22 protein-coding genes and 2 pseudogenes are annotated in these 24,070 nt (G+C 44.3%); 14 read left to right on the top strand and 10 right to left on the bottom strand.

Annotated features, from left to right (window positions below; translation table 11 throughout):
• The first annotated feature begins 141 nt into the window (after nt 1–141).
• The 5 genes from yccS to ACED28_RS03185 all read left to right on the top strand — a co-directional run bounded on the left by yccS (nt 142) and on the right by ACED28_RS03185 (nt 5,676).
• Complete coding sequence (gene yccS / locus ACED28_RS03205) at nt 142–2,328, top strand: YccS family putative transporter (protein ID WP_017098466.1); 2,187 nt, start codon at nt 142–144, stop codon at nt 2,326–2,328.
• 352 nt (nt 2,329–2,680) lie between these two features.
• Complete coding sequence (locus ACED28_RS03200) at nt 2,681–2,842, top strand: hypothetical protein (RefSeq protein ID WP_009845576.1); 162 nt, start codon at nt 2,681–2,683, stop codon at nt 2,840–2,842.
• A gap of 121 nt (nt 2,843–2,963) precedes the next feature.
• Nucleotides 2,964–3,284: a hypothetical protein gene (locus ACED28_RS03195; protein WP_009845577.1), complete on the top strand. Its 321-nt coding sequence runs from the start codon at nt 2,964–2,966 to the stop codon at nt 3,282–3,284.
• Between the two features lie 167 nt (nt 3,285–3,451).
• Nucleotides 3,452–4,711 (top strand): hydroxymethylglutaryl-CoA reductase, encoded by a 1,260-nt coding sequence (locus ACED28_RS03190; RefSeq protein WP_029223050.1) that lies wholly within the window; start codon nt 3,452–3,454, stop codon nt 4,709–4,711.
• Between the two features lie 53 nt (nt 4,712–4,764).
• Entirely contained in the window at nt 4,765–5,676 is a 912-nt protein-coding gene (locus tag ACED28_RS03185; RefSeq protein WP_009845579.1) for a LysR family transcriptional regulator, read from the top strand.
• 65 nt (nt 5,677–5,741) lie between these two features.
• Here the strand turns inward: ACED28_RS03185 and ACED28_RS03180 are convergent, their stop codons facing one another.
• From ACED28_RS03180 to ACED28_RS03170, 3 genes are all read right to left on the bottom strand, one after another.
• Nucleotides 5,742–6,656, bottom strand: a complete 915-nt coding sequence (locus ACED28_RS03180) for a YjjW family glycine radical enzyme activase (protein ID WP_371708305.1) — start codon at nt 6,654–6,656, stop codon at nt 5,742–5,744.
• 49 nt (nt 6,657–6,705) lie between these two features.
• Nucleotides 6,706–8,271, bottom strand: a complete 1,566-nt coding sequence (locus ACED28_RS03175) for a YjjI family glycine radical enzyme (RefSeq protein WP_371708306.1) — start codon at nt 8,269–8,271, stop codon at nt 6,706–6,708.
• A gap of 409 nt (nt 8,272–8,680) precedes the next feature.
• On the bottom strand, nt 8,681–9,280 hold the full coding sequence (locus ACED28_RS03170; protein WP_009845582.1) for a class I SAM-dependent methyltransferase: 600 nt from the start codon (nt 9,278–9,280) through the stop codon (nt 8,681–8,683).
• 161 nt (nt 9,281–9,441) lie between these two features.
• Between ACED28_RS03170 and ACED28_RS03165 the strand changes: the two genes are divergently transcribed.
• Nucleotides 9,442–10,320 carry a LysR family transcriptional regulator gene (locus tag ACED28_RS03165; RefSeq protein ID WP_009845583.1) on the top strand — a complete coding sequence of 293 codons (879 nt, stop codon included), beginning with the start codon at nt 9,442–9,444 and terminating at the stop codon, nt 10,318–10,320.
• 61 nt (nt 10,321–10,381) lie between these two features.
• On the opposite strand, the gene ACED28_RS03160 is transcribed toward ACED28_RS03165, so the two are convergent.
• Complete coding sequence (locus ACED28_RS03160) at nt 10,382–10,732, bottom strand: hypothetical protein (RefSeq protein ID WP_009845584.1); 351 nt, start codon at nt 10,730–10,732, stop codon at nt 10,382–10,384.
• Nucleotides 10,733–11,014: 282 nt separating this feature from the next.
• On the opposite strand from ACED28_RS03160, the gene ACED28_RS03155 reads away from it, so the two are divergent.
• Nucleotides 11,015–11,911, top strand: a complete 897-nt coding sequence (locus ACED28_RS03155; protein ID WP_065105429.1) for a cation diffusion facilitator family transporter — start codon at nt 11,015–11,017, stop codon at nt 11,909–11,911.
• Between the two features lie 18 nt (nt 11,912–11,929).
• Here ACED28_RS03155 and yddG read toward each other — a convergent pair whose 3' ends face one another.
• Both yddG and yjjG read right to left on the bottom strand, forming a co-directional pair.
• Complete coding sequence (gene yddG / locus ACED28_RS03150; protein WP_017101727.1) at nt 11,930–12,856, bottom strand: aromatic amino acid DMT transporter YddG; 927 nt, start codon at nt 12,854–12,856, stop codon at nt 11,930–11,932.
• 186 nt (nt 12,857–13,042) lie between these two features.
• Nucleotides 13,043–13,717 carry a pyrimidine 5'-nucleotidase gene (gene yjjG, locus ACED28_RS03145; protein ID WP_017103719.1) on the bottom strand — a complete coding sequence of 225 codons (675 nt, stop codon included), beginning with the start codon at nt 13,715–13,717 and terminating at the stop codon, nt 13,043–13,045.
• 213 nt (nt 13,718–13,930) lie between these two features.
• Here yjjG and ACED28_RS03140 point away from each other — a divergent pair, with 213 nt between their 5' ends.
• The 3 genes from ACED28_RS03140 to ACED28_RS03130 all read left to right on the top strand — a co-directional run bounded on the left by ACED28_RS03140 (nt 13,931) and on the right by ACED28_RS03130 (nt 16,663).
• Nucleotides 13,931–14,116, top strand: a complete 186-nt coding sequence (locus tag ACED28_RS03140) for a hypothetical protein (RefSeq protein ID WP_009845588.1) — start codon at nt 13,931–13,933, stop codon at nt 14,114–14,116.
• Between the two features lie 237 nt (nt 14,117–14,353).
• Nucleotides 14,354–15,502, top strand: coding sequence for an L-threonine dehydrogenase (gene yiaY / locus ACED28_RS03135; RefSeq protein ID WP_012600397.1), 1,149 nt, complete (start codon nt 14,354–14,356; stop codon nt 15,500–15,502).
• Nucleotides 15,503–15,739: 237 nt separating this feature from the next.
• Nucleotides 15,740–16,663 carry a hypothetical protein gene (locus ACED28_RS03130; RefSeq protein ID WP_371709258.1) on the top strand — a complete coding sequence of 308 codons (924 nt, stop codon included), beginning with the start codon at nt 15,740–15,742 and terminating at the stop codon, nt 16,661–16,663.
• 120 nt (nt 16,664–16,783) lie between these two features.
• Here the strand turns inward: ACED28_RS03130 and ACED28_RS03125 are convergent, their stop codons facing one another.
• Nucleotides 16,784–17,218, bottom strand: a complete 435-nt coding sequence (locus tag ACED28_RS03125) for a YccF domain-containing protein (RefSeq protein WP_017111843.1) — start codon at nt 17,216–17,218, stop codon at nt 16,784–16,786.
• A 247-nt stretch (nt 17,219–17,465) separates the two neighbouring features.
• On the opposite strand from ACED28_RS03125, the gene ACED28_RS03120 reads away from it, so the two are divergent.
• Nucleotides 17,466–17,591, top strand: coding sequence for a hypothetical protein (locus ACED28_RS03120; RefSeq protein ID WP_017060906.1), 126 nt, complete (start codon nt 17,466–17,468; stop codon nt 17,589–17,591).
• 124 nt (nt 17,592–17,715) lie between these two features.
• On the opposite strand, the gene ACED28_RS03115 is transcribed toward ACED28_RS03120, so the two are convergent.
• On the bottom strand, nt 17,716–18,792 hold the full coding sequence (locus ACED28_RS03115; RefSeq protein WP_371709257.1) for a low specificity L-threonine aldolase: 1,077 nt from the start codon (nt 18,790–18,792) through the stop codon (nt 17,716–17,718).
• 303 nt (nt 18,793–19,095) lie between these two features.
• Here ACED28_RS03115 and ACED28_RS03110 point away from each other — a divergent pair, with 303 nt between their 5' ends.
• From ACED28_RS03110 to ACED28_RS03100, 3 genes are all read left to right on the top strand, one after another.
• The gene (locus ACED28_RS03110) at nt 19,096–19,710 is read left to right on the top strand and encodes an NAD(P)H-dependent oxidoreductase (RefSeq protein WP_009845593.1); all 615 of its coding nucleotides are present in this window, start codon (nt 19,096–19,098) and stop codon (nt 19,708–19,710) included.
• Nucleotides 19,711–19,713: 3 nt separating this feature from the next.
• Nucleotides 19,714–21,639 (top strand): monovalent cation:proton antiporter-2 (CPA2) family protein, encoded by a 1,926-nt coding sequence (locus ACED28_RS03105; RefSeq protein ID WP_371709256.1) that lies wholly within the window; start codon nt 19,714–19,716, stop codon nt 21,637–21,639.
• A 526-nt stretch (nt 21,640–22,165) separates the two neighbouring features.
• Complete coding sequence (locus tag ACED28_RS03100) at nt 22,166–23,389, top strand: DUF819 domain-containing protein (protein ID WP_371709255.1); 1,224 nt, start codon at nt 22,166–22,168, stop codon at nt 23,387–23,389.
• Between the two features lie 81 nt (nt 23,390–23,470).
• On the opposite strand, the pseudogene ACED28_RS03095 reads toward ACED28_RS03100, so the two are convergent.
• A pseudogene (locus ACED28_RS03095) lies at nt 23,471–23,689 on the bottom strand (hypothetical protein); the annotation flags it as partial.
• 56 nt (nt 23,690–23,745) lie between these two features.
• Nucleotides 23,746–24,070, bottom strand: a pseudogene (locus ACED28_RS03090) (IS5/IS1182 family transposase); the annotation flags it as partial.

Raw genomic sequence — 24,070 nt, 5'->3', positions numbered from 1 at the left:
ATCATGATGCAGTGAGAATTAATAATGTCTCACTGCTTATCGACGCTTTCATGACCACCTAGGGGCAATTATGGATAAGTATCAAATTCTTGTGCTTGATTTCTGTTAGGATTATGGTTTTAGTGTGTCAAGTGAGCGACTGTGGACTTCTCAGCAAAACTACGCCTTTATTGGGCGAATAAAACCATAAATTACAGCGTATTAATTCTCATCACTCTGCTCGGTGTTGTAGTACCTGCTTGGTATTATGGTCAAAACACACTGATCACACCATTAATTTTAGGGGTTATTGCTGCGGCTCTTGCTGAAAGTGATGACAGCTTTACCGGACGTTTGAAAGCACTCACGCTAACCTTTATCTGTTTTGCCGTTGCAGCCTTCTCTATTGAAATTCTCTTCGACACCCCTTGGCTGTTCGCGATAGGGCTTTTCGTTTCAACCTTCTCTTTTATTATACTTGGGGCAATTGGTCCTAAATATGCCAGTATCGCGTTTGGTTCGCTGCTTGTTGCTATCTATACCATGCTCGGTGCCCATGAGAGCACCAACCTTTGGTTTCAACCGCTTCTACTTTTAACCGGCGCCGCTTGGTACTACTTCATGTCGATGATTTGGCAGATTGTTTGGCCGATGCAGCCCGTACAGCAAAACCTGGCGACGGTATTCGATCAAATCGGCAATTACATCGGCTCAAAAGCGGAACTCTTCTACCCTGTATCTGACCTTATTCCTCAGCCACATCGCATTATTGAAGCTAAGTTAAACGCCAGTACCGTTAATGCACTCAACATGTGTAAAGCAACACTGCTTAACCGATCTAAGCGCGGGCACATTGATGGTCCGAGTGACCGATTCCTAAACACCTATTTCATCGCACAAGACATTCATGAACGCGTGAGCTCTACCCACTACCGCTATCAAGAGCTGGCAAAGCACTTTGAACGCTCTGATGTGTTGTTTCGATTCAAGTATCTACTAGAAGCCCAAGCCACAGCCTGTAAAGAAGTGGCGAGCTCATTGAAAGTCGGAGCTGAATACCAACATGGCGATAAGTCTGTATTAGCACTTGATGAGTTAATGTCTTCGCTTAACCATCTTAACCAACAGAACAAGCCCGAGTGGAAATCACTGCTCAACCAACTGGATTACTTATTCAATAACCTAGCTACCGTCGAAAAGCAGCTCTCGAATATCAGTAACCCGGATGCGGAAAAGTTGGAAGAAGACGTATTGGACGATACCAACCCTCATACTTTGACGGCAATGTGGCACAAGATCAAAGCCAACCTGAATACCGACTCGATGCTGTTTCGTCATGCAATTCGTATGGCAATCACATTGACGCTCGGCTACGGGATCATTCAAGGTTTTGAGATTGAAAGAGGTTATTGGATTTTGCTAACAACACTGTTTGTGTGCCAACCAAACTACAGTGCAACGCGACAAAAGCTGACGGCTCGTGTCATTGGCACCGTCGCAGGCTTGTTGATTGGAGTACCGTTGTTGACCTTTTTCCCATCTCAAGAGAGTCAGCTGGTATTCATTGTGGTCAGTGGCGTGATGTTCTTCGCTTTCCGTATCAATAACTACGGTTTCGCGACCGCCTTTATCACACTGCTTGTGCTCTTTTGCTTCAATCAATTAGGGGAAGGCTACGCAGTTGTATTGCCCAGACTAGCAGATACCTTCATTGGCAGCGCGCTCGCTGTTTTAGCGGTTAGCTATATCTTACCGGACTGGCAATCAAAACGACTTCACAAGGTGATGGCAGATGCGCTTGATTCCAATAAAGATTATCTCGCTCAGATCATTGGCCAATACCGTGTAGGCAAAAAAGACAGCCTTAGCTATCGTATTGCACGCCGCAGTGCACATAACAATGATGCAAATCTGACTGCCGCTGTTAGTAGCATGCTGGTTGAGCCGGGTAAGTATCGTACATCTGAAGATGAGAGCTTCCGATTCCTAACACTCAATCATGCACTACTCAGCTATATCTCTGCTCTGGGAGCTCATAGAACACGTATCGATGACGAAGCAACACACAAACTGGTACTGGACGCACACAGAGTAATACACGAGCATCTCGACGCTCTCAACGACCAGCTGTTTTGTCATCAAGAACAATGCGAAGTAAAAAACGCTTACGATCCTGAACTTGATAAGCGTTTAAGTGAATGGAGAGAAGAGGATGAGAGCTCTGTTAGAATGGTTCTACAACAGCTACATTTGATTTATCGAATGCTTCCAGAACTGCATACCTTAGCCACAAAATTTGCAGTTAAAGTTAAGATTGAAAAGCCGCTTGAAAAAGAAGTTTCAAGATGAAAAACAAAACAACAGTAAAAACAAAAAGATAACGAAACTGCTCATTTTTTGAACACTCCGTGTGTTTATACATTGCTCTACCAAAAGGCTCATCTAGGTAGAGCAACCACTTGCCTACCCTTTATCTACAAGGGCCGTTCAAATCTTACACGCATGTAAACTTGCTGACTTTGATTGACTCATCCATAACTTTGCCTAACATTCCTCGGACAAAAAACAACCAAAGGGATCTATAGTTGTCTTAGTTTTAGGAAACTTCAAACTTCATTTAATATTCACTTAATCTTGTTTGATTTATTGAATCAGTAAGCTATGCTCTATTGAGCATATGGATTTGAACTAAGGTCTCATTATGAATACACAGCAATTTGAAGCATTTAAGCAGAAAATACAGCTCCTTAACCCGCAGCAATTGAAAGCACTTCAAGGTGAAATAGACGAAAACCTTGAAACAGATCAACCTTCTCTTTTGACAGATGAAGAGTTAAACGTACTGAATGAGTTGTTCAATTAATAGACTAATGTCACTATTTTAGCTTAAATCCACCTGATCTTAGTAATTTGTAGCCGTTCTCCATTGCACTCAAAATATCGTCCGCCTAGACTCATTTCATACGTCAATAAAAGGTTCTGCTATGTCGATATCTGGTATTCAATCTGGTTACGCCATCATTCAGCAGTCAACCAACATGGCTGAAGAAGCCGCTATCGAGCTTAACCAAAACTCCAAACACTCTCCAAAAACCAACGACACTTTCCAAACTAGCGATTTGAGCTTCAATCAAATAGAACCTGAACAACCCATTTCGTTTAAAGAGAAAGAGCCTGAACCAGCTTCTTCCTCTACTGAAGCGTTATTAAAGCTGACACAGAGCGCAAATTACAACCGTGTTGGTGCGAGTGTGGTTGATCGTCAAAACGAAGCCATTGGTAGCCTTCTCGATATCCATATCTGATTCGAGCTACTATTTATCGATTTGATGGTTACCCTCTTTTTGACTAACAAATGGCTCTAAATCCATACAAACTGTAACTCATTATATCAGGCACTTGTTTCTGGTTTATTACTCGGTAGAATCAGCGCAAATCAATTTTGCTGCACAAACTTTACTTCATACTATTTATGCCAAAACTAAATCTGCATCGCCGTGACTATGTTTCTATTTTAGGAGGCGACATCTCCGCAGACGAATTAGAAAAGAAGCTCCAGCCTCATTTTGATAAGCCAGTGAATAAACTGACTCCGAGCCCTTACCTGACTGAAAAAAACCTTACACGTCGCTGGGCGGCTCTCGATAATGCAGACTCGCAGCAAGAACTGCTCGACCCTCATACTCAAAGCCAGATTCAGGCTTATGAGAAAAACATAGAGCACTTTATTGGCACGGTAAAAGTCCCTGTTGGTATATCTGGCCCTTTAAGAGTCAATGGCCTGTTTGCTAAAGGCGACTACCTAGTCCCACTTGCAACCACTGAAGCGGCGCTTGTCGCGTCGTATAACCGTGGTTCAAAGCTGATCACAGCTTGTGGTGGTGCAAGTGCAATGTTGCTCAATGAAGGCGTAACACGCACTCCTGGTTTCGCATTCCAAGGATTAGTTGAAGCAGGACAGTTTGTGGCATGGGCAGTGACCCAGTATGACCAATTTAAAACCTTAGCTGAATCAACAACGTCGCACGGCAAACTTACCGACATCAATATCAACATCGAAGGTAACCATGTTTACTTGGTGTTTGAATTTCTAACCGGAGACGCTTCTGGTCAGAATATGGTAACTATCGCGACCAACGCTGTATTTGAGTACATCATAGAAAATACGCCGGTTAAGCCCGATCATGCTTTCCTTGATGGCAACTTATCAGGCGATAAGAAAGCCAATACACAAACCTTGCGCAGCGTTCGTGGTAAAAAAGTCACAGCCGAGGTCAATATCTCTGCTGAACTTGTCGCTAAGTACCTCCACACCACACCAGAGAAGATGGTGCAGTTCGGACAAATGACCACAGTCGGTGGCGCTCTAAGCGGTACGATTGGTATCAATGCTCATTATGCCAATGCACTTGCTGCACTCTACATTGCTTGCGGTCAAGACGCGGCGTGTGTTGCTGAGTCTGCGATTGGTATGACTCGTATGGAGCTCAACAAAGAAGGTGGTTTGTACGCGAGTGTAACGCTGCCTAACTTGATGTTAGGAACAGTCGGTGGCGGTACTGGCCTACCAAGCCAAAAAGCGTGTCTCGATTTACTAGGGCTACACGGCAACGGTAAATCACAAGCCTTAGCTGAGGTTTGTGCGGCTTTATGTTTGGCGGGTGAGCTATCGATTGTAGGCGCATTCTGTGCGGGTCACTTTTCGCGCGCTCATCACAAGTTAGCGCGCTAGTTTCTGTTATAAAACCTTAAACCGACCGTTGTCACGCATTGAGTGAGTTGTGTATGGATTACTTACATTTATCGCGAGTGAGCCTTAAACACCTCACTGCGCTTCATATTATGCTGAACACCCACAGCGTCACTCAAACGTCAGAGCAACTCTTTGTCAGCCCTTCGAGTGTGAGTAAGACATTGTCTCAGCTGCGTGACATCCTTAATGACGAACTTTTCTATCGAGACGGCACCAAGCTGATCCCGACTCCCTTTGCCCTGAAAATAGCGCCCACTGTTCACGCGATTCTTTCCAGCATGAACGGGTTACTTCACCAAAAGAGTTTTACTCCTCAGGAGTATCAAGGCAGCTTTTCACTTTCGATGCGTGAAAGTACCTTCGAAGTGTTTGCCTCGAAGATCAGCAAAATCACCACTGAACTTGCACCAAAAGCCAAACTTAATATCTATTCGAAACAAGAACTTGGATTCGATGCTTTGCTCAGTGGTAAGGTCAACTTGATCCTGTTGCCACACGATATCTCTCAACCCCCAACGGATAATAAAGAGCTGGTGTGGGAAACGATTCTTCCTGATGAAATGGTTTGTTTGATGGGTGCACACCACCCTCTCGCTCAGCAAGAACTAACGGTTGAAGGCTATTTAGATTACAAACACATTGGAATCTTAGATAACGAACTGTCTAAGCCTTACTTTGAGCAAAACTTAGTGCAATGTCATAAGCCTAGAGATATGGCGATATCGGTAGCGGACTTTGGCGCGGCTGCGGTGCTATGTCACCACACACCTTTCTTGTTCACTTGCTCAAAACAATGGGCTGAGCATGCCAAACAAGCACAAGGTTTGGTAAGTAAGCCGCTTCCTTTTGATTACGGAAAAGTAGCGTATAGTTTGGTATGGAACAAGCCAAACATGAATGATCAGGCGATCAAATGGTTGTGTGACTTGTTTTTAGAAGCCTAGACCTTTGTTAGAAGCAGATTGAACTAACAAGACTGGTTTTATAAAGACTGAAATTTGATAAGAGACTAAGTATATACCTCAGGGGTTTGCATTGCTCTTTGAACAATTGAGTAGAGCTTATCGTGAAAGCTCTGCATTTGTTGTTCGGTGCATTTAGGCCACTCTAAAGCTTCGCCAATTACCCCATGATGTTGAAACGCATTTAACCGAATTCGAACATCACTTGGCAAACCCTTCAAGTAATACCCGACCTGCTCTACCTCGATATCTAGGTCACTTTTATTAGGAATATGCAGTAACCGAACTTCATGTAATTTGCCTTTATCAGCTAAGTAGTTAATGGTTTCAAACACTCGATGGTTCCCTCTACCCACTAACCATTGATGCGTTTCAGATTGCCATGATTTTAGGTCGATCATCGCACCATCAAGGTAAGGTAATACCTTATCCCAACCTTGCTGTGTCAACGAGCCATTACTATCAATAAAACACGTTAAGTGTGCCAATTGCGGATCGCTTTTGATCGCCTGAAATAGCTCGATGATAAACGGCAATTGCATGGTCGCCTCGCCACCCGAAACGGTAATACCGCTCAGGAAGAATTGATTGTGCCTAACCAGTTCAAGCACATCTGATACCGTCATCGTGGTGATTTTGGGGCTAGACTTATGATCACAGATATCGACGCACTGATCGCAGTTGGTACACGCTAACGGATCCCACTTCACTTTGCCTTCAATAAGACTCAGAGCACTGCTCGGGCAGCCACTCACGCAGTCTCCACAATGGTTACAGTGATTGATGGTGTGTGGATTATGACAAGTGATGCAATCGAAATTACACCCCTGTAGGAACAGCACCAAGCGATTTCCTGGTCCATCAACACAAGAAAAGGTCAGCACACGGCTGACCTTCGCTTGTTTTTCTGTCTTATTATTTTTAACCCTAGCCATTTGAGTTGTTAGATCAGAAATTTTCATAATTCACATTGTTCGTATTCGAGAAACACATAACATGCGTACGTTAAAGCTATTCGTATGTCGGCGACATCTCTAAGCTCGCTACGCGTGGTTTACGCTCTAGTATGCCCGTATTTTTTGCAGCTTCAGCACCAAGGAAAGTGGTATTGGTGCGTGAACCTTGCTCGTCATATTTGGCAATGTCAGACAGCTTAATCATATAACCTGTCACACGAACCAAATCGTTCGATGCTACGTTAGCGGTGAACTCACGGTAACCCGCTTGAATCGCCCCTTTGCACAGGTTGAACATCGCTTCTGGATTGGACTTCACCGTTTCGTCGATGGTCAGAATGTCGCTGATACCCGACGTGTAGAACTTGTGGTGACCAGCCGTCGCACGTACGTAAGACACTGGATCCGGTTCTGTTCCATAAGGGATGCGTACACCCGGCGTCACATCTTCATCTAGGCTGATACCACCTTGAGCGTGTAACAGAGCCTTACCTTCCAGCCCATATTTCACTTCCGAGCTTTCAACGATTTCAGCCAACTTTTCGGAAATACGATGACCGAGCTGGTTTGCCGACTCATCGCGACCATAGCGCCCTGCTTTGCCTTCTTTTTCCATTAAGATGTTGACCGCTTCTGCCATACCATAAATACCAAACATTGGCGCAAAGCGATCTTCTTCAATCAAGCCTTCTTTGGTTAAGAAGCCTTCAAAGAAGTTAGACTCTTCATGTAAGAAGCGACTACGTGCATTCATCAATTCGATCATGATGCTGCTGTAGTTAGGTAGTACTTGCTGTAAGAAGTCTACGCTGTCTTCAGATTTCAGAGCCACTTGCTTGAGGTTCATACGTACTAGCGTGTTTGAACCACCCGCCAGAGGCAAAGAGTTGTAGCAACTCACGATGCCAAAACGCTTATCTCCGTACGCAGCGGCGTGTGCAGGATAATTGGCAATGTGCGGCTTGCTGCATTCACAGATATTGCTCGCAGCATGACGAAGCAGGTCATCAGATGTGACTGCAGGGTCGTACATAAAGGTTAAGTTAGGTGCGATCTGCTTGAGTTCAGCATCCACACGTAAAATAGTGCGACATACAATGTTGTCACTAGGGCCAATATTAACGTGCATGAAGGCATCTGGCAGCGTGCGATCCAGCATGATCCAGAACAGCTTCAGCTTTTGGTATACCTGCTCATCCGTCAAACCGCCAACAAAAGGCATCAACACATCGTCCAACTGGCCTAAGTAAACCGGAATTGAAGTCACTGATGGAACGTGATGATAAAGGATGGTGAGCATGTTCAATGCTTCGTCGAAATTAGTAGCCGCGCTAAGCTCTAAATACTTGGAGCCTTGATGTAAGTATTTAGAATAATCAGGAAGCACATAGCGCGGCTTAAATGGGGCGTGACCTTCAAACATGTCACACAGCACACCTTGTTGTAAGGCTTGCTCTACTTCATTGCTTACCGGCATATACGGCAGACTGGCTTCAGCTTCTAAGGCAAGATAGCTCGACTTCTGTTTTGGGGACAGGTTGGCATCTGAAATGATATTGCTAAAGCATTGTTGTTGTTCTGAAAGTGTTGAAGAAGTAGATGACGCAGATTGGTGGCTCATGATTAAACCCTTAATATTCTTATGGGCTTATTTTATATCTCACACTTACATTTCCACTAATGAAATGTATGCAAGCCTACATTTCCAAAATGGAAAACACCATTTGTAACTTAGTAATTTATGAATAGATAGCTTATAAATTTTGTGAATAGACAGTTTTTAAATTGGCCATTTGCCAATTAACGATGGTTGTTTATCGATGATTGTCGTTGGGGAAGGGAAAGAATGAGCAGAAGAGATTAGGCCGCTTAATTGAACCGTTTAGTTTAAAACGCAAGTGCGTATAAATAGAAAACCCACATAACGGATCCAAAGATCGTTGATGTGGGTTTAGTCAATTAAGCGTGAGTGCAGTTATCTGGAGTTATCTATACGTCAACTCCAGATACGTCAACTACAGACAAGTAACCTATAGGTGAGGAACCACTTGTTTACGGCCTACACCCATCAGAACCTTCAAAGTACCTTGTGGGGTGTCGATTGAAAACGGTGTTGAGACTTCAACAATCGAAAAACCTGCTGCGCTCAATACATTCTGGGAGCGCTGTTCGCTGACCCCAAAATCTTCGCTGTCGTTTTCTAAGTACCAATCCCAGTGTACAAAAACCCCATCGTTTTCTAACAGAGTATAAATAAGGCTGACCGTATCTTGTAGGTTCGGAATAAAGCCACATACCGAAGAGGCTACCACTAAGTCAAACTGATTTCTGAATGCTGGGTGTTGGGCTGCAAGTCCGCGCGATAAGATATCAACGACGGGCTCTACATTAGACAGCTCTTTTTTATCTAACTCTTCAATCATCCCTTCTGAGATATCGAGAGCGATGATCTCTTTTGCAAAAGGAGATATTTTCTGGCTGAGTAATCCTGTACCACAACCAAAATCAAGGACACGGGTTCCGTTCAAATCAACGAGCTGTGTTAACTGGTCAAATGCGGACTGTGCGAATACAGCAGTAGCGGGGTCGTTATCCCAATCAGGTGCGTACTCGTCCCATTGTTTCGCCATCATGGCCTCCATCTTTACTTCTTGTAGGTTCGGAACGCCCCCAGAATAAACCAAATTAGTCAATTCGTCATAGAGTTATCATGCAAAGATGGACTATTTCTAAGATAGTCAGCACAATATTCAGATAATATGCACCGCCACCCGCTCAATATGGAAATGAAATGAACCTTTCTCAAGTCCAAGCCTTTTGTTCTGTTGCTGATTTAGGATCCGTCTCTGAAGCTGCTCGACAGCTTGAATGCAACCGAACCAAACTGAGCATGTCGATCAAAGCCTTGGAAAAAGAGTTAGATGTCGAACTGTTTGTTCGCAGCGGTAACCATGTCGAACTGTCTGAAGCAGGCAAAGCCATCTACAAAGATTGCGAAGGCATGTTGGTAACGGCAGCACGCATTAAGCAAACCTGCTTACATGTTTCGGGTGAATTCAACGCCGAGATTTGGATCGCACGCGACGATTCCCTTCCCGATGAAATGTGGCAAAGTTTGTCGCACGCCCTAAACAACAAATACCCTTCCACTTCTTTCAACTTCGTTCTCGCGTCTAGTGGCGACTTGGCTAATCTTGTCGAAACTCAGCAAGTTGATTTTGCGTTTGGTGTCGATTACGAGCGTGTCGACGACCCAAGAATTATCTACAACCCACTCGGCAAGATCCGAATGATGTCGGTATGTAAGAAAGGGCATGATTTGAGTGCGATGCGAAGAGTGTCGGATGAAGTACTAAGAAATTCGATGCAAGCGACCATGGTTTATCTCAATGAAAAAGATAACCCTGAGCTTGAGCCCTTCTCTCGCCGATACATTGGTTTTTCTAGCTTCGATTTTATGTTGGATACGATTCTAAGAGAAGATGCATGGGGCGTAATGCCTGAGCCATTAATACGCCATTTATTGCGTGAACAAGAACTGGCAGTGATCAAGCACACATATGGCCTGACTCAAGAAGACTACTGTATGTTTACCGCGGCAGGTATGGCAGAACACCCAGGTATGAATTGGTTAGCGGATCAGATCAGCGATTACTTGTTTGATTTCTAAAGTGTCAGATAATGTTCTATCTCGACACTTAAAATCGTCTAACAAATAGAAAGCCCTCTCTTTAGAAGACCATCACGTGATCCACTAAATAACGTCCGTCTTCTTCAACTAACACCATTTCTGCCACAAATTCGCCTTTCGCAATGGTATACGCTTGCTTCCAAACAAAGGCGATGGAATCGGAGCGTCTGAATAGCGCCACAGGCTCACGTTCAGCAAAAAAGCCATTACTGTGCTGATAATGATGACACACCTTTTCCAGATACTCAGGCGTCACAATATCCTTCATGCGCTGCGTAAAGTCTCGGCAGTGTTGAGCATGGTCAACCTTGGTTGAACCGTCCATCAAATTGTCCATGATCGGGTTAGCAATCGCCCACAACTCGCTATCGTTGAGATCATCAAATTTCATCTTCATCCATTCCTTTGAAACTGCAGCCAAATAACACAATTCGATAAAACGCTTGCAACCAATCGGTTTTATTAATCATAAGCGATCTTATTTTACTTGCACACCATCTCTAGAAAACAGTCATCGTCAACTTTACTGACACCCGAGTCTGTCACTAAGCTATTGAATTATAATAACTTGAGTATAAAACGAGTTACCGACATATAAACGTCATCAGATAAAGTTTGTAAAGCTAGCTCAATATTAGAACAATGAAGTTATCAAAAACATCTGGAAAATATTATGTGTGACAGGAAAAGCCAAAACGAAAACCGAGTACTATTGTTCTCAGCCCTTTTAGCATCAGGCTTCGCGATTGGCGGATTGGTGTTGGGTCTTCTCGTTGGCTCTCTAGTCATAGTATTTGACGGTGTCTATTCTCTTATCAGTTTACTGTTAACTTTATTGTCACTAGCTGCTTCGAAATACATTAATCGCCCATCAGACAGGGAGTTCCCGTTCGGTCGAGCAATCATTGAGCCAATCGTAATCGCCATTAAAGCGATTGTGATTCTGCTTGTGGTCGGTTATTCGCTTTACTCTGCGATTGGTGCTCTGATGACAGGTGGTCGTGAAGTTGATGCTTCTATCGCAACTCTGTTTGGTATTTTCAACGTATTGGGTTGTGGTTACGCTTGGTGGTACATCGCTAACAAGAGCAAACGTATTTCTTCAGGTTTGATTCAAGCTGAGTCTAAACAGTGGCAAATGGATACGCTGTTGAGTGTGGCAGTTACGGCAGGTTTCGTTGTTGCTTGGTTGGTGGCTTACTCTCCGTTTGCTGAATACGCGGTATATGCCGATCCAATGATGATGTTGCTGATGTCTTTCTACTTCATCAAAGTGCCGTTCGACATGTTGCGTGAAGCAATGCGTGAACTGCTAATGATGTCGGCAACCAAAGATATTTGTGACGCGGTAGATAAGAATGTTGTCGCTGTGGACAAAGATGCGGACCAAGATTTGGAGCTAATGGGTGTGACTAAGGTTGGTCCTGAATTAAGAATCAATGTTGATATTCATACCAACGACCAACAAGCGATTGCGGTCGATGATATTGAACGTACGCGCCGCCAACTTAAGCGACGCCTATCTAAGATGCCTTATGAGCTTCAATTGAACCTCAATATCGCGAGCTAAGAGCATTCTCTCTTAAGTTCAAGACTGAACCTCTTCAGAAGCCGACGCGTTAACCGTCGTCTTTTTGTCTCTGGTTACCCACCAGCAAGCCAGTGAACCAACAGTTACCATACATACGCCCTGCCAAAACGTCATGGTCAATGACAAGCCCAAAATCATCGAGGAAAGTAACGTCGCGAAGATTGGCGTAAAGTAAGACATGGTTGCAAGAAACACCATATTCCCCCCCAGAATCGCTGTGTTCCAAAGCGCGTAACCAGCCCCCATACATGCCCCAGCAAGCACTAAGTCAATCGCAGCACTTGAAGTCATCACCATGCCGGTTTCATCACTCAATGCGTATTTGATCCACAAAGTGATCGCCGTAGCGATAAAGAAAAGCACAATCGCATTCTGTCCTTTAGCAACGCGTTGGGTGTAATTGCAATATACCGCCCAAATAATCGCGCCGAAGAATGCCATCGAATAGGTTTTAGGGTTGGTTGCAATATTAGCCGCGATTTGATCGACAGAAAGCCCCTGATCGCCGCTGATACTCCAAGCCACGCCAAAAAACGCTAAGACGATACTTGGATAAACCAACCAGTTTATCTTTTTGTCACTCAACAGCACCGCAAACAACACCGTTAGTGCAGGCCATAGGTAGTTGATAACGGCCATTTCTAAGGCTTGATGTCGGCTATTTGCCATTCCTAAAGCCAGAGCCAAGAAGATTTCGTAGCAAACGAATAAGGCACCACCGATCATCAAATACGATTTAGAGAAGCGCGACAGCTTAGGTAACCCCATAACACAGACTAACAACAGTGAGCTCACTGTATAAAGACTGGCAGCACCACCAATTGGGCCCAGTTGTTCTGACACACTACGAGACAATGCAATTAAGCAGCTCCATAGTAAAATGGCAGCAATGCCGTAGCAGCTATGGCGATGAGATTTCAGCACGCCTCTTCCTTCTCTTTATTGTAATTAGGTAATCAAAGCGAGCTTAAGCAAAGGTAGGCTTAAACACCACTATCGATAAGTTGCAGTGAGTAAAAATAAGTAGCCGAGCACATAACTGTACTCGGCTATCAATCATTTACTCAAAATTCTAAAAGCAGTTAGCAATTAGCAATTAGCAATTAGCAATTATGCCAACAAAAGTGCTTGCAGGTCAGCCAGAGACTTGACCTGATAATGAGGGTTAATTCCTGCTGGCGTCGCTTTCTCTTGGCGGTTCAACCAACAGGTCTCAATACCAAAATCCAAGCCACCTAAAATATCAGAGTGTGGGTTGTCCCCGACCATCAATACTCTTTGCTTTGATGGCAATCCAATCAGCTTGTGCGCATGCTCAAAAATTTCCGCGTCTGGTTTAGCGACACCGACTTCCTCAGAAATGATCACATGGTCAAAGTAGTCTGTCATTCCTGTTCGTTCCAAACGGATTGACTGCAGCTCTGTGAAACCATTGGTGATGATGCCCATGTTCACTTTGCCTTTTAACGACTCCATCAACTCTTTTGCACCAGGAAGCAGAGAACAGATGTCTGCCATTGCGGCTAAAAACGCACTGTTTAGTGCTGCCGTTGTTGTCTCTAATTTTGTTGCCCAGCTTTCAAAACGCGCGTGCTTCAGTTGTGCCGCCGTAATACGGCCATCTTGGTAATCGACCCATAATGGCAAATTAACCTCTTGATAAACTGAATAATCCTGTTCGCTAAAGTCCACGCCAAAACGGGAGAACATCAGCTTCATTCCTTGAAAAGCATCAAAGTGGAACAAAGTTTCATCTGCATCAAAGAATATCCAATCGTACTTCATTTTATGTCCTATTATTCGCGCGGTTGAGCAGTGCTTGTATTTATTTTCTCGTTGCCTCAAAGGCCAGATGTGCATTCTACTATCAATTTTGTGAGCCTGAATATAGTTCTAAGAATTTATAGAAAACAAGCAACAAGTCATGATGTATCGCAAATTTTGCCACATATTAAACCAATACCATACAAGAAATACACTTAAGTACCGGGAGGTACCATGAAGCACTTCTTACCGTCATCCGTCATGCTCACCCCATTCCTTGTTAAGTATTATGATGAACAACCAGAAGACACCTCTGACGCCTTAGATACCGATGAGTCTCAGCAACCTCAAATTGAAGCTAACGATGACTCACGCAAACCATCGACACAAACTGAACTTGAACCGACGTTGAGTGAATAGCCTTTACTTTCATGGTCATGGAACGTAATTCTGTTATAAAATCTATCAATCGTTCGCTTTCCATTACTGACAATAAACACATAAGAAAACCATAAAAACGATTGCTATATGAGCCCTATCACAACACATAATCACAAAGTGGTAGTTCGGAATCAAAGTTGTTCCAGAACAATGGTCGACCACTTGAATGCCGACAACATGTAGGAAATTAAAAATCATAATTAACGGAGTTTTCCAATGTCTACTGCATTTTACATCCCTACAATCAACTTCATGGGTACTGGCTGTCTGAAGGATGCTGCTGATAGCATTCAGTCTCAAGGCTTTAAAAAAGGTCTGATCGTTACTGATAAGATCCTGAACCAAATTGGCGTAGTTAAACAGGTACAAGACCTTCTTAGCCAGCGTGGCGTAGACGCAGTTGTATTCGACGGCACTCAACCAAACCCAACCATCACTAACGTGAACGATGGTCTTGAGTTACTAACTGACAACGATTGTGATTTCGTTGTTTCACTAGGTGGCGGTTCGCCACATGACTGTGCAAAAGGTATCGCTCTGGTTGCCTCTAATGGCGGCAAAATTGCAGATTACGAAGGCGTAGACCAGTCTGAAAAGCCAATGATGCCTCTAATTGCTATCAACACAACAGCAGGTACAGCTTCTGAAATGACGCGTTTCTGCATCATTACTGACGAAGCTCGTCACATTAAGATGGCTATCGTTGATAAGCACACAACACCGCTTATCTCAGTAAACGATCCTGAGTTGATGCTTGCTAAACCTGCATCACTAACGGCAGCAACAGGCATGGATGCGTTGACACACGCAATCGAAGCTTACGTTTCAATCGCAGCAACGCCAATCACAGACGCAGTTGCGATTAAAGCAATCGAACTTGTGCAAGCACATCTAAGAACAGCAGTAGCGCACGGTGAAGACATTGAAGCTCGCGAGCAAATGGCTTACGCACAGTTCATGGCGGGGATGGCATTCAACAACGCTTCTCTTGGCTATGTTCATGCAATGGCGCACCAACTGGGTGGTTTCTACGACCTTCCACACGGTGTATGTAACGCTATCTTGCTACCACACGTTCAACGTTACAACGCTCAAGTTTGTCCAGATCGTCTACGTGATGTTGCAAAAGCGATGGGTGTGAATGTTGAAGGTATGACAGCAGAGCAAGGCGCAGAAGCAGCTATCAACGCGATTGTTCAACTAGCAAATGACGTGAACATCCCAACAGGTATTGCTCAACTGGGTGCTAAATTGGAAGACATCCCGACTCTGTCTGACAACGCTCTTAAAGACGCTTGTGGTTTCACTAACCCTAAACAAGCGACTCACGAAGAAATCTCAGCGATCTTCGAAGCGGCAATGTAATCTAGCGACAATTTATTCGAGCTAGAAACACGCGGCTCTTGCTAAAAACAAATAGCTAACACAAACGGGCTCACCTTCTGAGCCCGTTTTTTTATCTGTCCGATACCTTTCAGATCTTTACCCTCATCACTAATCAGTAGTGACTAATCACTCACTGCTCACCACTAAAAAGTCGCATTGTTGCGATCGCTTGGTTATAGTTAAACTATTGATATATAGAATGACAAACAGGTTCCATTGAGTCGTTGGATAGTTAGCACCTCATTATTAGCTTCACTCGTTATCCACTCCGCTCAAGCAGAGGAACAAAATGAGTGCCACAGTCAGCCGCTAGAAGACGCCCCTGTCGAAAAAGCCTATCACTACCTAAACAGTAAATTTTGCCAACCCGCATTATGGTTTGACAGTTTCTTTGTCGATGACCGCATTACCGAAGATGCTCGAGCGGGCACGTCTGTCCGTTGGTACAACGATTTTATTTACTCAGAAGGTGGTGACGTCGACTACTCAACCAAGCTCAACGCACGTTTACATCTTCCCTTTGCGAGTAAGCGCCTAAAATTAATCTACGAATCTGTCAGCGATGAAGAGTTCTTTGATTTCTTTCCACAAGATTCAGAGGAATTAGAGAGCGCACTCGGCCTTCGTTACGATGCTTATGCGAAGGGTTACAGTAGCTTCAATATTAAAGCGACACTGCGTCCGCGTATTGAAGCTCGTTATCGCTTTACCTACCCTCTCACTACCGATGCCGTATTCAGGCTGACCCAACGTGTGTATCAAGAAAAGCAAGAAACTGGCGAGATCACCGATATCGATTTTGATCTTTCTTTGAGTGATGACTTCTTAGTGCGATGGGCGAACTTTGCAGGTTATAACGACGACCTTAAAGGCTGGGAGTACGGTACGGGGCTAACTTTGTATCACTATCTTTCTCAAGACCAAGCTCTGCAATACAGCGCGACGATTGCAGCAACCAGCGTGCCGTATAACCACTACGAATACTCACAGGTGTCGATAACCTACCGAGAAAACGTTTGGAAAGAATGGCTGTTCTACGAATTGATTCCGCGCTACCAATGGGAACGAGAGCCCTATGAGAAACATACCGAAGAAGCCAACATCACCCTTAGGCTTGAAGTCTTGTTCAACAATGTCTAGTGGAACTAGTATCTAGTGAGTGTTTGTGAGATTGGGGCATCGTTAGATCGAAAACGAGGCACAAAAAAGCACATCATGTGATGTGCTTTTTCAGTTCTATATAAGGCTTAAACTGTAGTCTTAACCCTTGTAGTTTCTTACTCGTGCCGCCTCTGCTTCACGCTTGTCGACGACCGTTTTACCGATTGGCGCCAATGAGATAACCGCAAGCTTAAGGTGCTGAATCGCAAACGGAATACCGATAATAGTAATGAAACACGCTACTGCTGACATGATGTGACCAATCGCCAACCAGATTCCAGCAAATAAGAACCAAATGATGTTACCAATCAGACCAAGTGGGCTGGTACCGATGTCAGTTTCATTGGTCAATTCATCACGTGAAATCGCTTCTTGACCAAATGGGAAGAATGAGAAGTTGCCCATTACAAAACACGCTCTACCCCATGGAATACCAACGATGGTGAGGAATGCGAGCAGTCCGAAGAACCACCATGCCAATCCCATAAATACGCCACCAAACAGAAACCAAATGATGTTTCCTATTGTTCTCATGTTGTCTTATCCAAATCTTTGAATGCTGTTTATTTCATATGCCGAGTAAGGCAATACTTGTTCTAATAGGTTCATTATTATTGAGTCTTTATGAACCGCTTATGAATCGCCTACATTTTCTGTGATTGATACACACCACGAAACGCCAAATCCGCATAGGGATCATCGATTTTATTTGATACCATGTTCGTAGATTTTTAGTATCACAAAGCTAAACAGCTACAACAACTAATTTAAGGCCGAATTTATGAACAACACTGAGCAACCTAAAAAGAAAATGAAAAACTGGGTGCCAATCGTCTTCTTCGGACTTCTCAGCACAGTGCCTGTATTCATGTTTTTAGTCGACGTGTACATCAACCAATACATGTAACGAGCCCCCGCTATCCTATCGGCGTAAAAATGAATACAGGAAACATGTCCTGTATTCATTTCAGTTAACTCACTTCTGCTGTAATCAATTCAACTCTTCTGCGATCAAATCAACTCTTAGTTAATTAAATCAGCTCTTCGTTAATAAAGTCTAGAATGTCGATCAGCTTATGATCTGGCAAGTTTAGTAAGTTATCACCCACATACCATTCAATCTTACATTGGGTAGGCAGTTCGCTGATCGCTGGGTTTCCTATCCAAACCTTGTGCTTCTTAGCTATATTGTCGCGCAGGATAATGCCATCCTCAAAACTCACCGGTAAATAGAGGTGAAGCATGTTTACTTGGGGTTGCTGCGGGTTCACTTTGAACTGCGGGTAATCTTGTAATATTTGATAGATTTGCTTGGTACGCTCATACAATGCTGGCATCAACTCGATCCGTTGATCAAACTGCATTGCTGCCGAAACCACGTAAGGCGTGCGATGATAAACATTTCCGCCCTGACGCTTCATCCACGCTGAAGCTTTTGCTACGAAAGCCTTATCACCTAGTAGGAGTGACCCCCCAAGACCATTTAACCCTTTATAGAGCGAAACATAAGCTGTATCGAACCCCTTCGCGATCTCGCTGTATGGCTTTTGATAATACGCGCCACACTCCCACAAACGAGCACCATCCATATGCAGATGAATCGATTGTTCTTTGCAGTACTGCTTTATCGCTTCAAGCTCTTCCCACTCAGGCAACTGACCACCAATCTCTCGCATCGGTAGTTCATACAATGCCGCGGCAATCTCATCAGGCCAAGCCTTTAAGTCGTCGACATTCCAAGTGCGAAATACATTACCAACCGGAAGTATATTGAAACGGTTCTGGAGCTGATACCCTTGGCGTTCATGGCGCATAATATGGCTGGATTCGTGCATCGCCACCAAAGGATTTCTTTTTTCTTGGCAAGCAATCTCTAACGCTGTCGGTTGATTCATTGTGCCAGTAATCACAAATACAGCCGCTTCATAACCTAGCAGTTCCGCGACTTTGTTTTCGAAGCTCTCGATAAACTCACCATCGCCGTAGCTATCATGGCTCACATTAGGTGCCTCACACCATTCAGCCATTTGCGCGAAGGTTTGTGCTGGTGTTGGATCGAAGTGACCAGAAAGCAGCAAATTACATTGTTGACGCAAGTCCGTGCTCATACCTTTTCCTTTATTCATTGTCGTTCTATGTAGGGTGATTGAATTATTTACGTTAGCCTTCAACGGTGACATAAAGTGCACCTCTTCGCTTTTATTATTAGCGAATAATTAGTTTTACGCAGTCATCGGCTGCGTGTGCCGGAAATACTCAAATTGACGGGTGTTTTATATAATTAAGTCCCTAAAAACACGCGCATCTAACTAGATAAGTATGGGCTAATTCGTTGTTGTTCAACCATTCTTCTATTATTGTATATCTATAATTCCAATAAATATTATTCGTTAATGGACAAAGAGGGCTATATGTCGAAAAATCGAGTCTTGGTGCTATTCGCCCACCCTTCTCAGCATCGCTCTGAAGCGAACAAACCCTTATTTGAGCAAGCCAAGCGTATTGAAGGCGTCACCTGTGTCGATCTTTATGCTGAATACCCGACCTTCAAGATCAATATCGATCGTGAACAGAAACGCCTGTTGGACCATGACATCATCATTTTTCAGTTCCCACTATATTGGTACTCAACACCCGCGATTCTTAAAGAATGGCAAGACCTCGTCCTAGAATACGGATTTGCTTACGGCACCGACGGTAATGAACTGCAAGGTAAGAGCTTGTTATGCAGTATCACCGCTGGCGGCAAAAAAGAGGCTTATCAAACTGACGGTTATAACCACTTCACCATCCGTGAACTGCTTCACCCAATCGAACAAACGGCGTCTTTGTGCGGCATGAACTACTTGGCTCCATTGGCTTTGTTTGGTTCACGTACTGCGTTAGAAGAAGGCCGAATTCAAGATCATGTAAATAGCTACAAATCGCTTTTAGAGGCTTTTGTTGCGGGAGAAGTCGATCTTAAAAAGGCAAGCAAGGCTGAAAAGCTAAACCATTATGTCGATGAAATGATGAGCAGAGGTTAGATCATGACAGGATATTTTCTACAAGCATTTATCTATTTGCTCGCGGCAGTCATCGCCGTCCCTATCGCCAAAAGGCTTGGCCTCGGCTCTGTGCTTGGTTACCTGATTGCCGGTGTGGTGATTGGCCCAATCATCGGCTTAGTGGGTGAAGAGACCACGACCATTCAACACTTTGCCGAATTCGGTGTAGTAATGATGCTGTTCTTGGTCGGGCTTGAGCTTGAGCCGAAGATGCTTTGGGCAATGAGAAACCGCCTGATGGGGCTCGGCGGCCTACAAGTTGGTGGCACAACGGCCATAGTCATGGGGATTGCTCTGTTCTTCGGGCAACCTTGGACGATCGCACTGACTATCGGTTTGATCTTCGCACTGTCATCTACCGCGATTGTTCTCCAAACCTTTAATGAGAAAGGGCTCTCCAAGACAGAAGGCGGCAAGAATGCTTTCTCGGTCTTACTGTTCCAAGATATCGCTGTCATTCCGATGCTGGCATTTATCCCTCTATTGGCATTGCCAGAATTAATCGAAGCTGCACAAAGCGCGGTCGCTTCGACTTCTGATCACCATGAAGAGTTGAGTCTTGTTGCTGGCCTACCCGGCTGGGCTTATGGCCTTGTGATCACAGCATCTATTGCGATTGTTGTGGTCGGCGGGCACTTCTTGAGTCGTCCACTGTTCCGCTTTGTGGCGAGCTCAGGCTTGCGAGAAATCTTTACTGCAACCGCACTGATGTTGGTTATTGGTATTGCTGCACTAATGAGCCTAGTCGGCCTCTCACCAGCTTTAGGAACCTTCCTTGCGGGTGTGGTATTGGCGAACAGTGAATTCCGCCACGAGCTTGAGTCTAATATAGACCCGTTTAAAGGGCTGCTACTTGGCTTGTTCTTCATTACGGTAGGTGCGGGCATCAACTTTGATGTTCTATTCAACGACTTTGGTTTGATCATTGGCCTCACTCTTGGTGTTATGCTACTTAAAGCCTTGGTGTTGTTTACATTGGCGTTGATCTTCAAAATTAAAAATAGCGACCGTTGGTTGTTTACGTTGAGCTTGGCGCAAGCCGGTGAATTTGGTTTTGTACTACTTAGCTTCTCGGCTCAAAACCACGTATTGCCTGCTGATATAGTCCAAACTCTGTCGCTGGTTGTTGCTCTTTCAATGTTCCTAACACCAGGCTTATTCATTCTATTTGATAAAGTGATACTTCCTCGTTACGAGCAAAAGTCTAACGATCGAGAGGCCGATACTATCGAAGAGAAAGGCACGGTGATCATTGCTGGTATTGGCCGATTCGGTCAAATCGTTAACCGCTTATTGGTGTCGAATGATGTCAATACTGTGGTTTTGGATCACCAAGCTAACCAAGTCGATTTGTTACGCTCCATCAATATCAAATCTTACTTTGGTGATGCAACTCGTCATGACTTATTGCATACCGCAGGAATCGAAGAAGCGGCAATGCTTGTCGTCGCTATCGATAACCAAGACTCAAGCGTTGAATTAGTAAAATACGTTAAACACACCTACCCTAAAGTGAAAATTTTAGCGCGTGCGTTCGACCGTGGTCACAGTTACCGCCTACGAGAAGCTGGTGCAGACTCTGTAGTCTCAGAAACGTACCACTCGGCACTCGAAATGGGCGCAGAAGCTTTACGTTCTTTAGGGCACCACCCTTTCTTCGTCGAACAGCAAAAATCAACGTATCAACGTGTTGAAAGTCGTAAGTCTGAAAAGCTTTACCAAGCTTGGTCTGATGCTGAAGAGAACCCACGTTACGACAACAACTACCGACAAATCTTCATTCACCTTGAAGAAGCAATGAAAGAAGACATGAAGAAGGACCGTTCAGACAAGCACTCTCGCTCAGAACGAGGTTGGACACCGCCACCGAAAGGCTATGCAGATGGCTTTGAGGAAGAACAAACCTAAGCAGAGCTCAAATTCGAGGTTAACAACCACTCAAAAAGCGGCTTTCGGGTCGCTTTTTCATTCTCTAAATACGAATAGCACGACCGATGAAGCCAAAACACGGAACCTAAATCAGATGAACCACGACATTTATGTGATCCAGTTATAATTTTCAATCTCAAGCTACCCGTCAAAAATGAATTCACTTTTTACATTTATAAAACATTACCCCTCCATAAAAACCACACCGTTAGTGCGGGTATATATGCATTCTTTTAAGCCCTTCAGTCGTCGTTCTAATTCGTAGCGACCATCCTCTAACGTTTGAGTTACATTGCATATATCTAAACACGCCTCACAAGTCGCCACTAAAGCATTCACATCGCCAATAATTAACGCTCCGCATTCACAAATCCAAACCATAAAAATTAACACAAACGTTTCAAAGTATGTCTATCGTTACAATTTGTAACGCATGCCAGTTGTCGGTATAGTCCTGCACTTCAAAAAGTGAGGCGGTTGCGCTCACCTTAAAGGAGATATAATAATGATTACTAATGATGCAGTAATAATGGGCATGTTAGCTGTTATTCTTGGCGGTGTTTTTATCACGGAAAGTAGCCAAAATAGCGCACTGAAAAAATTCTACTCGTTCGTTCCGGGTCTATTGCTCTGTTACTTTGTGCCTTCTCTACTTAACAGTTTAGGCATCATCGACGCATCAAACTCTAAGTTATACTTCGTTGCAAGTCGCTACCTATTACCAAGCGCACTCGTTCTACTGATCATCTCAGCAGACCTACGTAAAATCTTTGGCCTTGGTTCAAAAGCCGTCATCATGTTCCTAACCGGTACTGTCGGCATTATCATCGGTGGCCCGCTGGCTATCTTGATCATCGACCAAATTAACCCTGAGCTTGTATCTGGCGACGTATGGCGCGGCCTCACAACCGTTGCTGGTTCTTGGATTGGCGGCGGTGCGAACCAAGCAGCAATGAAAGAAGTGTTCGAGGTTGATGATCAATTATTCTCTGCAATGATTACGGTTGATGTTATCTGTGCGAACATTTGGATGGCCGTGTTACTTATCATGGCAGGTCGCCAAAAGAAGATTGATGCATGGTTAAAAGCAGACACATCATCTATCGAAGAGCTAAAAGAGACGGTTTCTAAATACCAAGAAGAGAACGCTCGCCCAACAACCACAACAGATCTAATGAAGATCACGGGAATTGCATTCGGTCTTACCGGTCTAGCTCACTTATTCAGTGACCTAATCGCACCTTGGATCTCGACCAACGCTCCAGAACTCGCGAAATACAGCCTTACATCAGGCTTCTTCTGGTTAATCGTAATGGTGACAACGTTCGCGCTCATCGCTTCATGCTTCAAATCTACACGCAGCCTTGAGCACAGCGGCGCGTCTAAAGTTGGTTCAGCGTTCATCTACATCCTAGTTGCAACCATCGGTATGCAAATGGATGTGACGGCTATCTTAGACAATCCAGGCTACTTCTTCATTGGTATCACATGGCTAACTATCCATGCCATTCTAATGATTGTGATGGCGAAGCTTATCCGTGCACCACTGTTCTTCATGGCTGTCGGTAGCCAAGCTAACGTTGGCGGCGCAGCATCGGCTCCTATCGTAGCAGCTGCATTCCACCCAGCTCTGGCGCCAGTAGGTATCCTAATGGCGGTACTTGGTTACGCACTAGGTACATACGGCGCTTACATCTGTGGTCTCATCATGCAGGCTGCTGGGGGTTAATAGAATCGCTTCAATCCAATAACACAAAAGGCTGAACGATCATCGTTCAGCCTTTTTCATTTCTACTCTTCCACACTGAGATTAATCAAACAAAGACGCCAGCTTATTTTCAACAACTGGGCTGATATTAAAGCTCAACATAAAATCTGGACGCGTTTCTTCGTCTTTCTCAAGGTAATAGTTCGCTTCAATGCCAAACTTCCAAGGACGTCCGTTCAACACAGTAGTCTTGCTTACGCTTATATTCAACGGAATTTCCGCCTGATCCTTATTCCAATCATACGAGAATGTCGGCGCAGAGCGGCTTTGTTGCGTAATTCAGTTTAGAGACAGAGCAGCCCCATTTCGTGCGTTTCTTAGTCAATACGGCAAGTTTCAGGCATACCTAACCCAGTGAGCTTGTTCAACGCTTTTATCATCGCGTAAGTTTCTCCCACTTGTGCATTGTAATTTCTTAAACTTAAACGACCACCAAATAACTGTTTAACTCGATACATCGCTGTTTCTGAGAGGGAGCGTTTGTGGTAACCATACCGCTCTTTCCAATACTTATTTGAGCCATATAACTTCTGGCAACCTACTGCGAGATTTCGGGGATGACCCCGCTCCCAGAAGGCAGCCCCTTCTCTTGGAGGAATAAGCGCAACGGCTCGCTTAATCTTAATTGCATCGTGACATGCT

Origin of the sequence: Vibrio sp. 1F253, from assembly GCF_041439295.1 — a bacterium.
Classification (GTDB): domain Bacteria; phylum Pseudomonadota; class Gammaproteobacteria; order Enterobacterales; family Vibrionaceae; genus Vibrio; species Vibrio tasmaniensis_A.
The sequence above is the reverse complement of the archived record's forward strand: the minus strand, read 5'-3'. Positions and strand labels throughout refer to the sequence as shown.

Excerpts from the sequence above, each read along its gene's own strand:
- ACED28_RS03110 (WP_009845593.1), top strand. The coding sequence starts at position 19,096 with ATGTCGAAAAATCGAGTCTTGGTGCTATTCGCCCACCCTTCTCAGCAT.
- ACED28_RS03140 (WP_009845588.1), top strand. The coding sequence starts at position 13,931 with ATGAAGCACTTCTTACCGTCATCCGTCATGCTCACCCCATTCCTTGTT.
- ACED28_RS03185 (WP_009845579.1), top strand. The coding sequence starts at position 4,765 with ATGGATTACTTACATTTATCGCGAGTGAGCCTTAAACACCTCACTGCG.
- ACED28_RS03120 (WP_017060906.1), top strand. The coding sequence starts at position 17,466 with ATGAACAACACTGAGCAACCTAAAAAGAAAATGAAAAACTGGGTGCCA.
- ACED28_RS03170 (WP_009845582.1), bottom strand. The coding sequence starts at position 9,280 with ATGGCGAAACAATGGGACGAGTACGCACCTGATTGGGATAACGACCCC.
- ACED28_RS03115 (WP_371709257.1), bottom strand. The coding sequence starts at position 18,792 with ATGAGCACGGACTTGCGTCAACAATGTAATTTGCTGCTTTCTGGTCAC.
- ACED28_RS03200 (WP_009845576.1), top strand. The coding sequence starts at position 2,681 with ATGAATACACAGCAATTTGAAGCATTTAAGCAGAAAATACAGCTCCTT.
- ACED28_RS03125 (WP_017111843.1), bottom strand. The coding sequence starts at position 17,218 with ATGAGAACAATAGGAAACATCATTTGGTTTCTGTTTGGTGGCGTATTT.
- yiaY (WP_012600397.1), top strand. The coding sequence starts at position 14,354 with ATGTCTACTGCATTTTACATCCCTACAATCAACTTCATGGGTACTGGC.
- ACED28_RS03195 (WP_009845577.1), top strand. The coding sequence starts at position 2,964 with ATGTCGATATCTGGTATTCAATCTGGTTACGCCATCATTCAGCAGTCA.
- ACED28_RS03180 (WP_371708305.1), bottom strand. The coding sequence starts at position 6,656 with ATGAAAATTTCTGATCTAACAACTCAAATGGCTAGGGTTAAAAATAAT.
- ACED28_RS03165 (WP_009845583.1), top strand. The coding sequence starts at position 9,442 with ATGAACCTTTCTCAAGTCCAAGCCTTTTGTTCTGTTGCTGATTTAGGA.
- ACED28_RS03155 (WP_065105429.1), top strand. The coding sequence starts at position 11,015 with ATGTGTGACAGGAAAAGCCAAAACGAAAACCGAGTACTATTGTTCTCA.
- ACED28_RS03100 (WP_371709255.1), top strand. The coding sequence starts at position 22,166 with ATGATTACTAATGATGCAGTAATAATGGGCATGTTAGCTGTTATTCTT.
- ACED28_RS03105 (WP_371709256.1), top strand. The coding sequence starts at position 19,714 with ATGACAGGATATTTTCTACAAGCATTTATCTATTTGCTCGCGGCAGTC.
- ACED28_RS03175 (WP_371708306.1), bottom strand. The coding sequence starts at position 8,271 with ATGAGCCACCAATCTGCGTCATCTACTTCTTCAACACTTTCAGAACAA.
- ACED28_RS03160 (WP_009845584.1), bottom strand. The coding sequence starts at position 10,732 with ATGAAATTTGATGATCTCAACGATAGCGAGTTGTGGGCGATTGCTAAC.
- ACED28_RS03190 (WP_029223050.1), top strand. The coding sequence starts at position 3,452 with ATGCCAAAACTAAATCTGCATCGCCGTGACTATGTTTCTATTTTAGGA.
- yjjG (WP_017103719.1), bottom strand. The coding sequence starts at position 13,717 with ATGAAGTACGATTGGATATTCTTTGATGCAGATGAAACTTTGTTCCAC.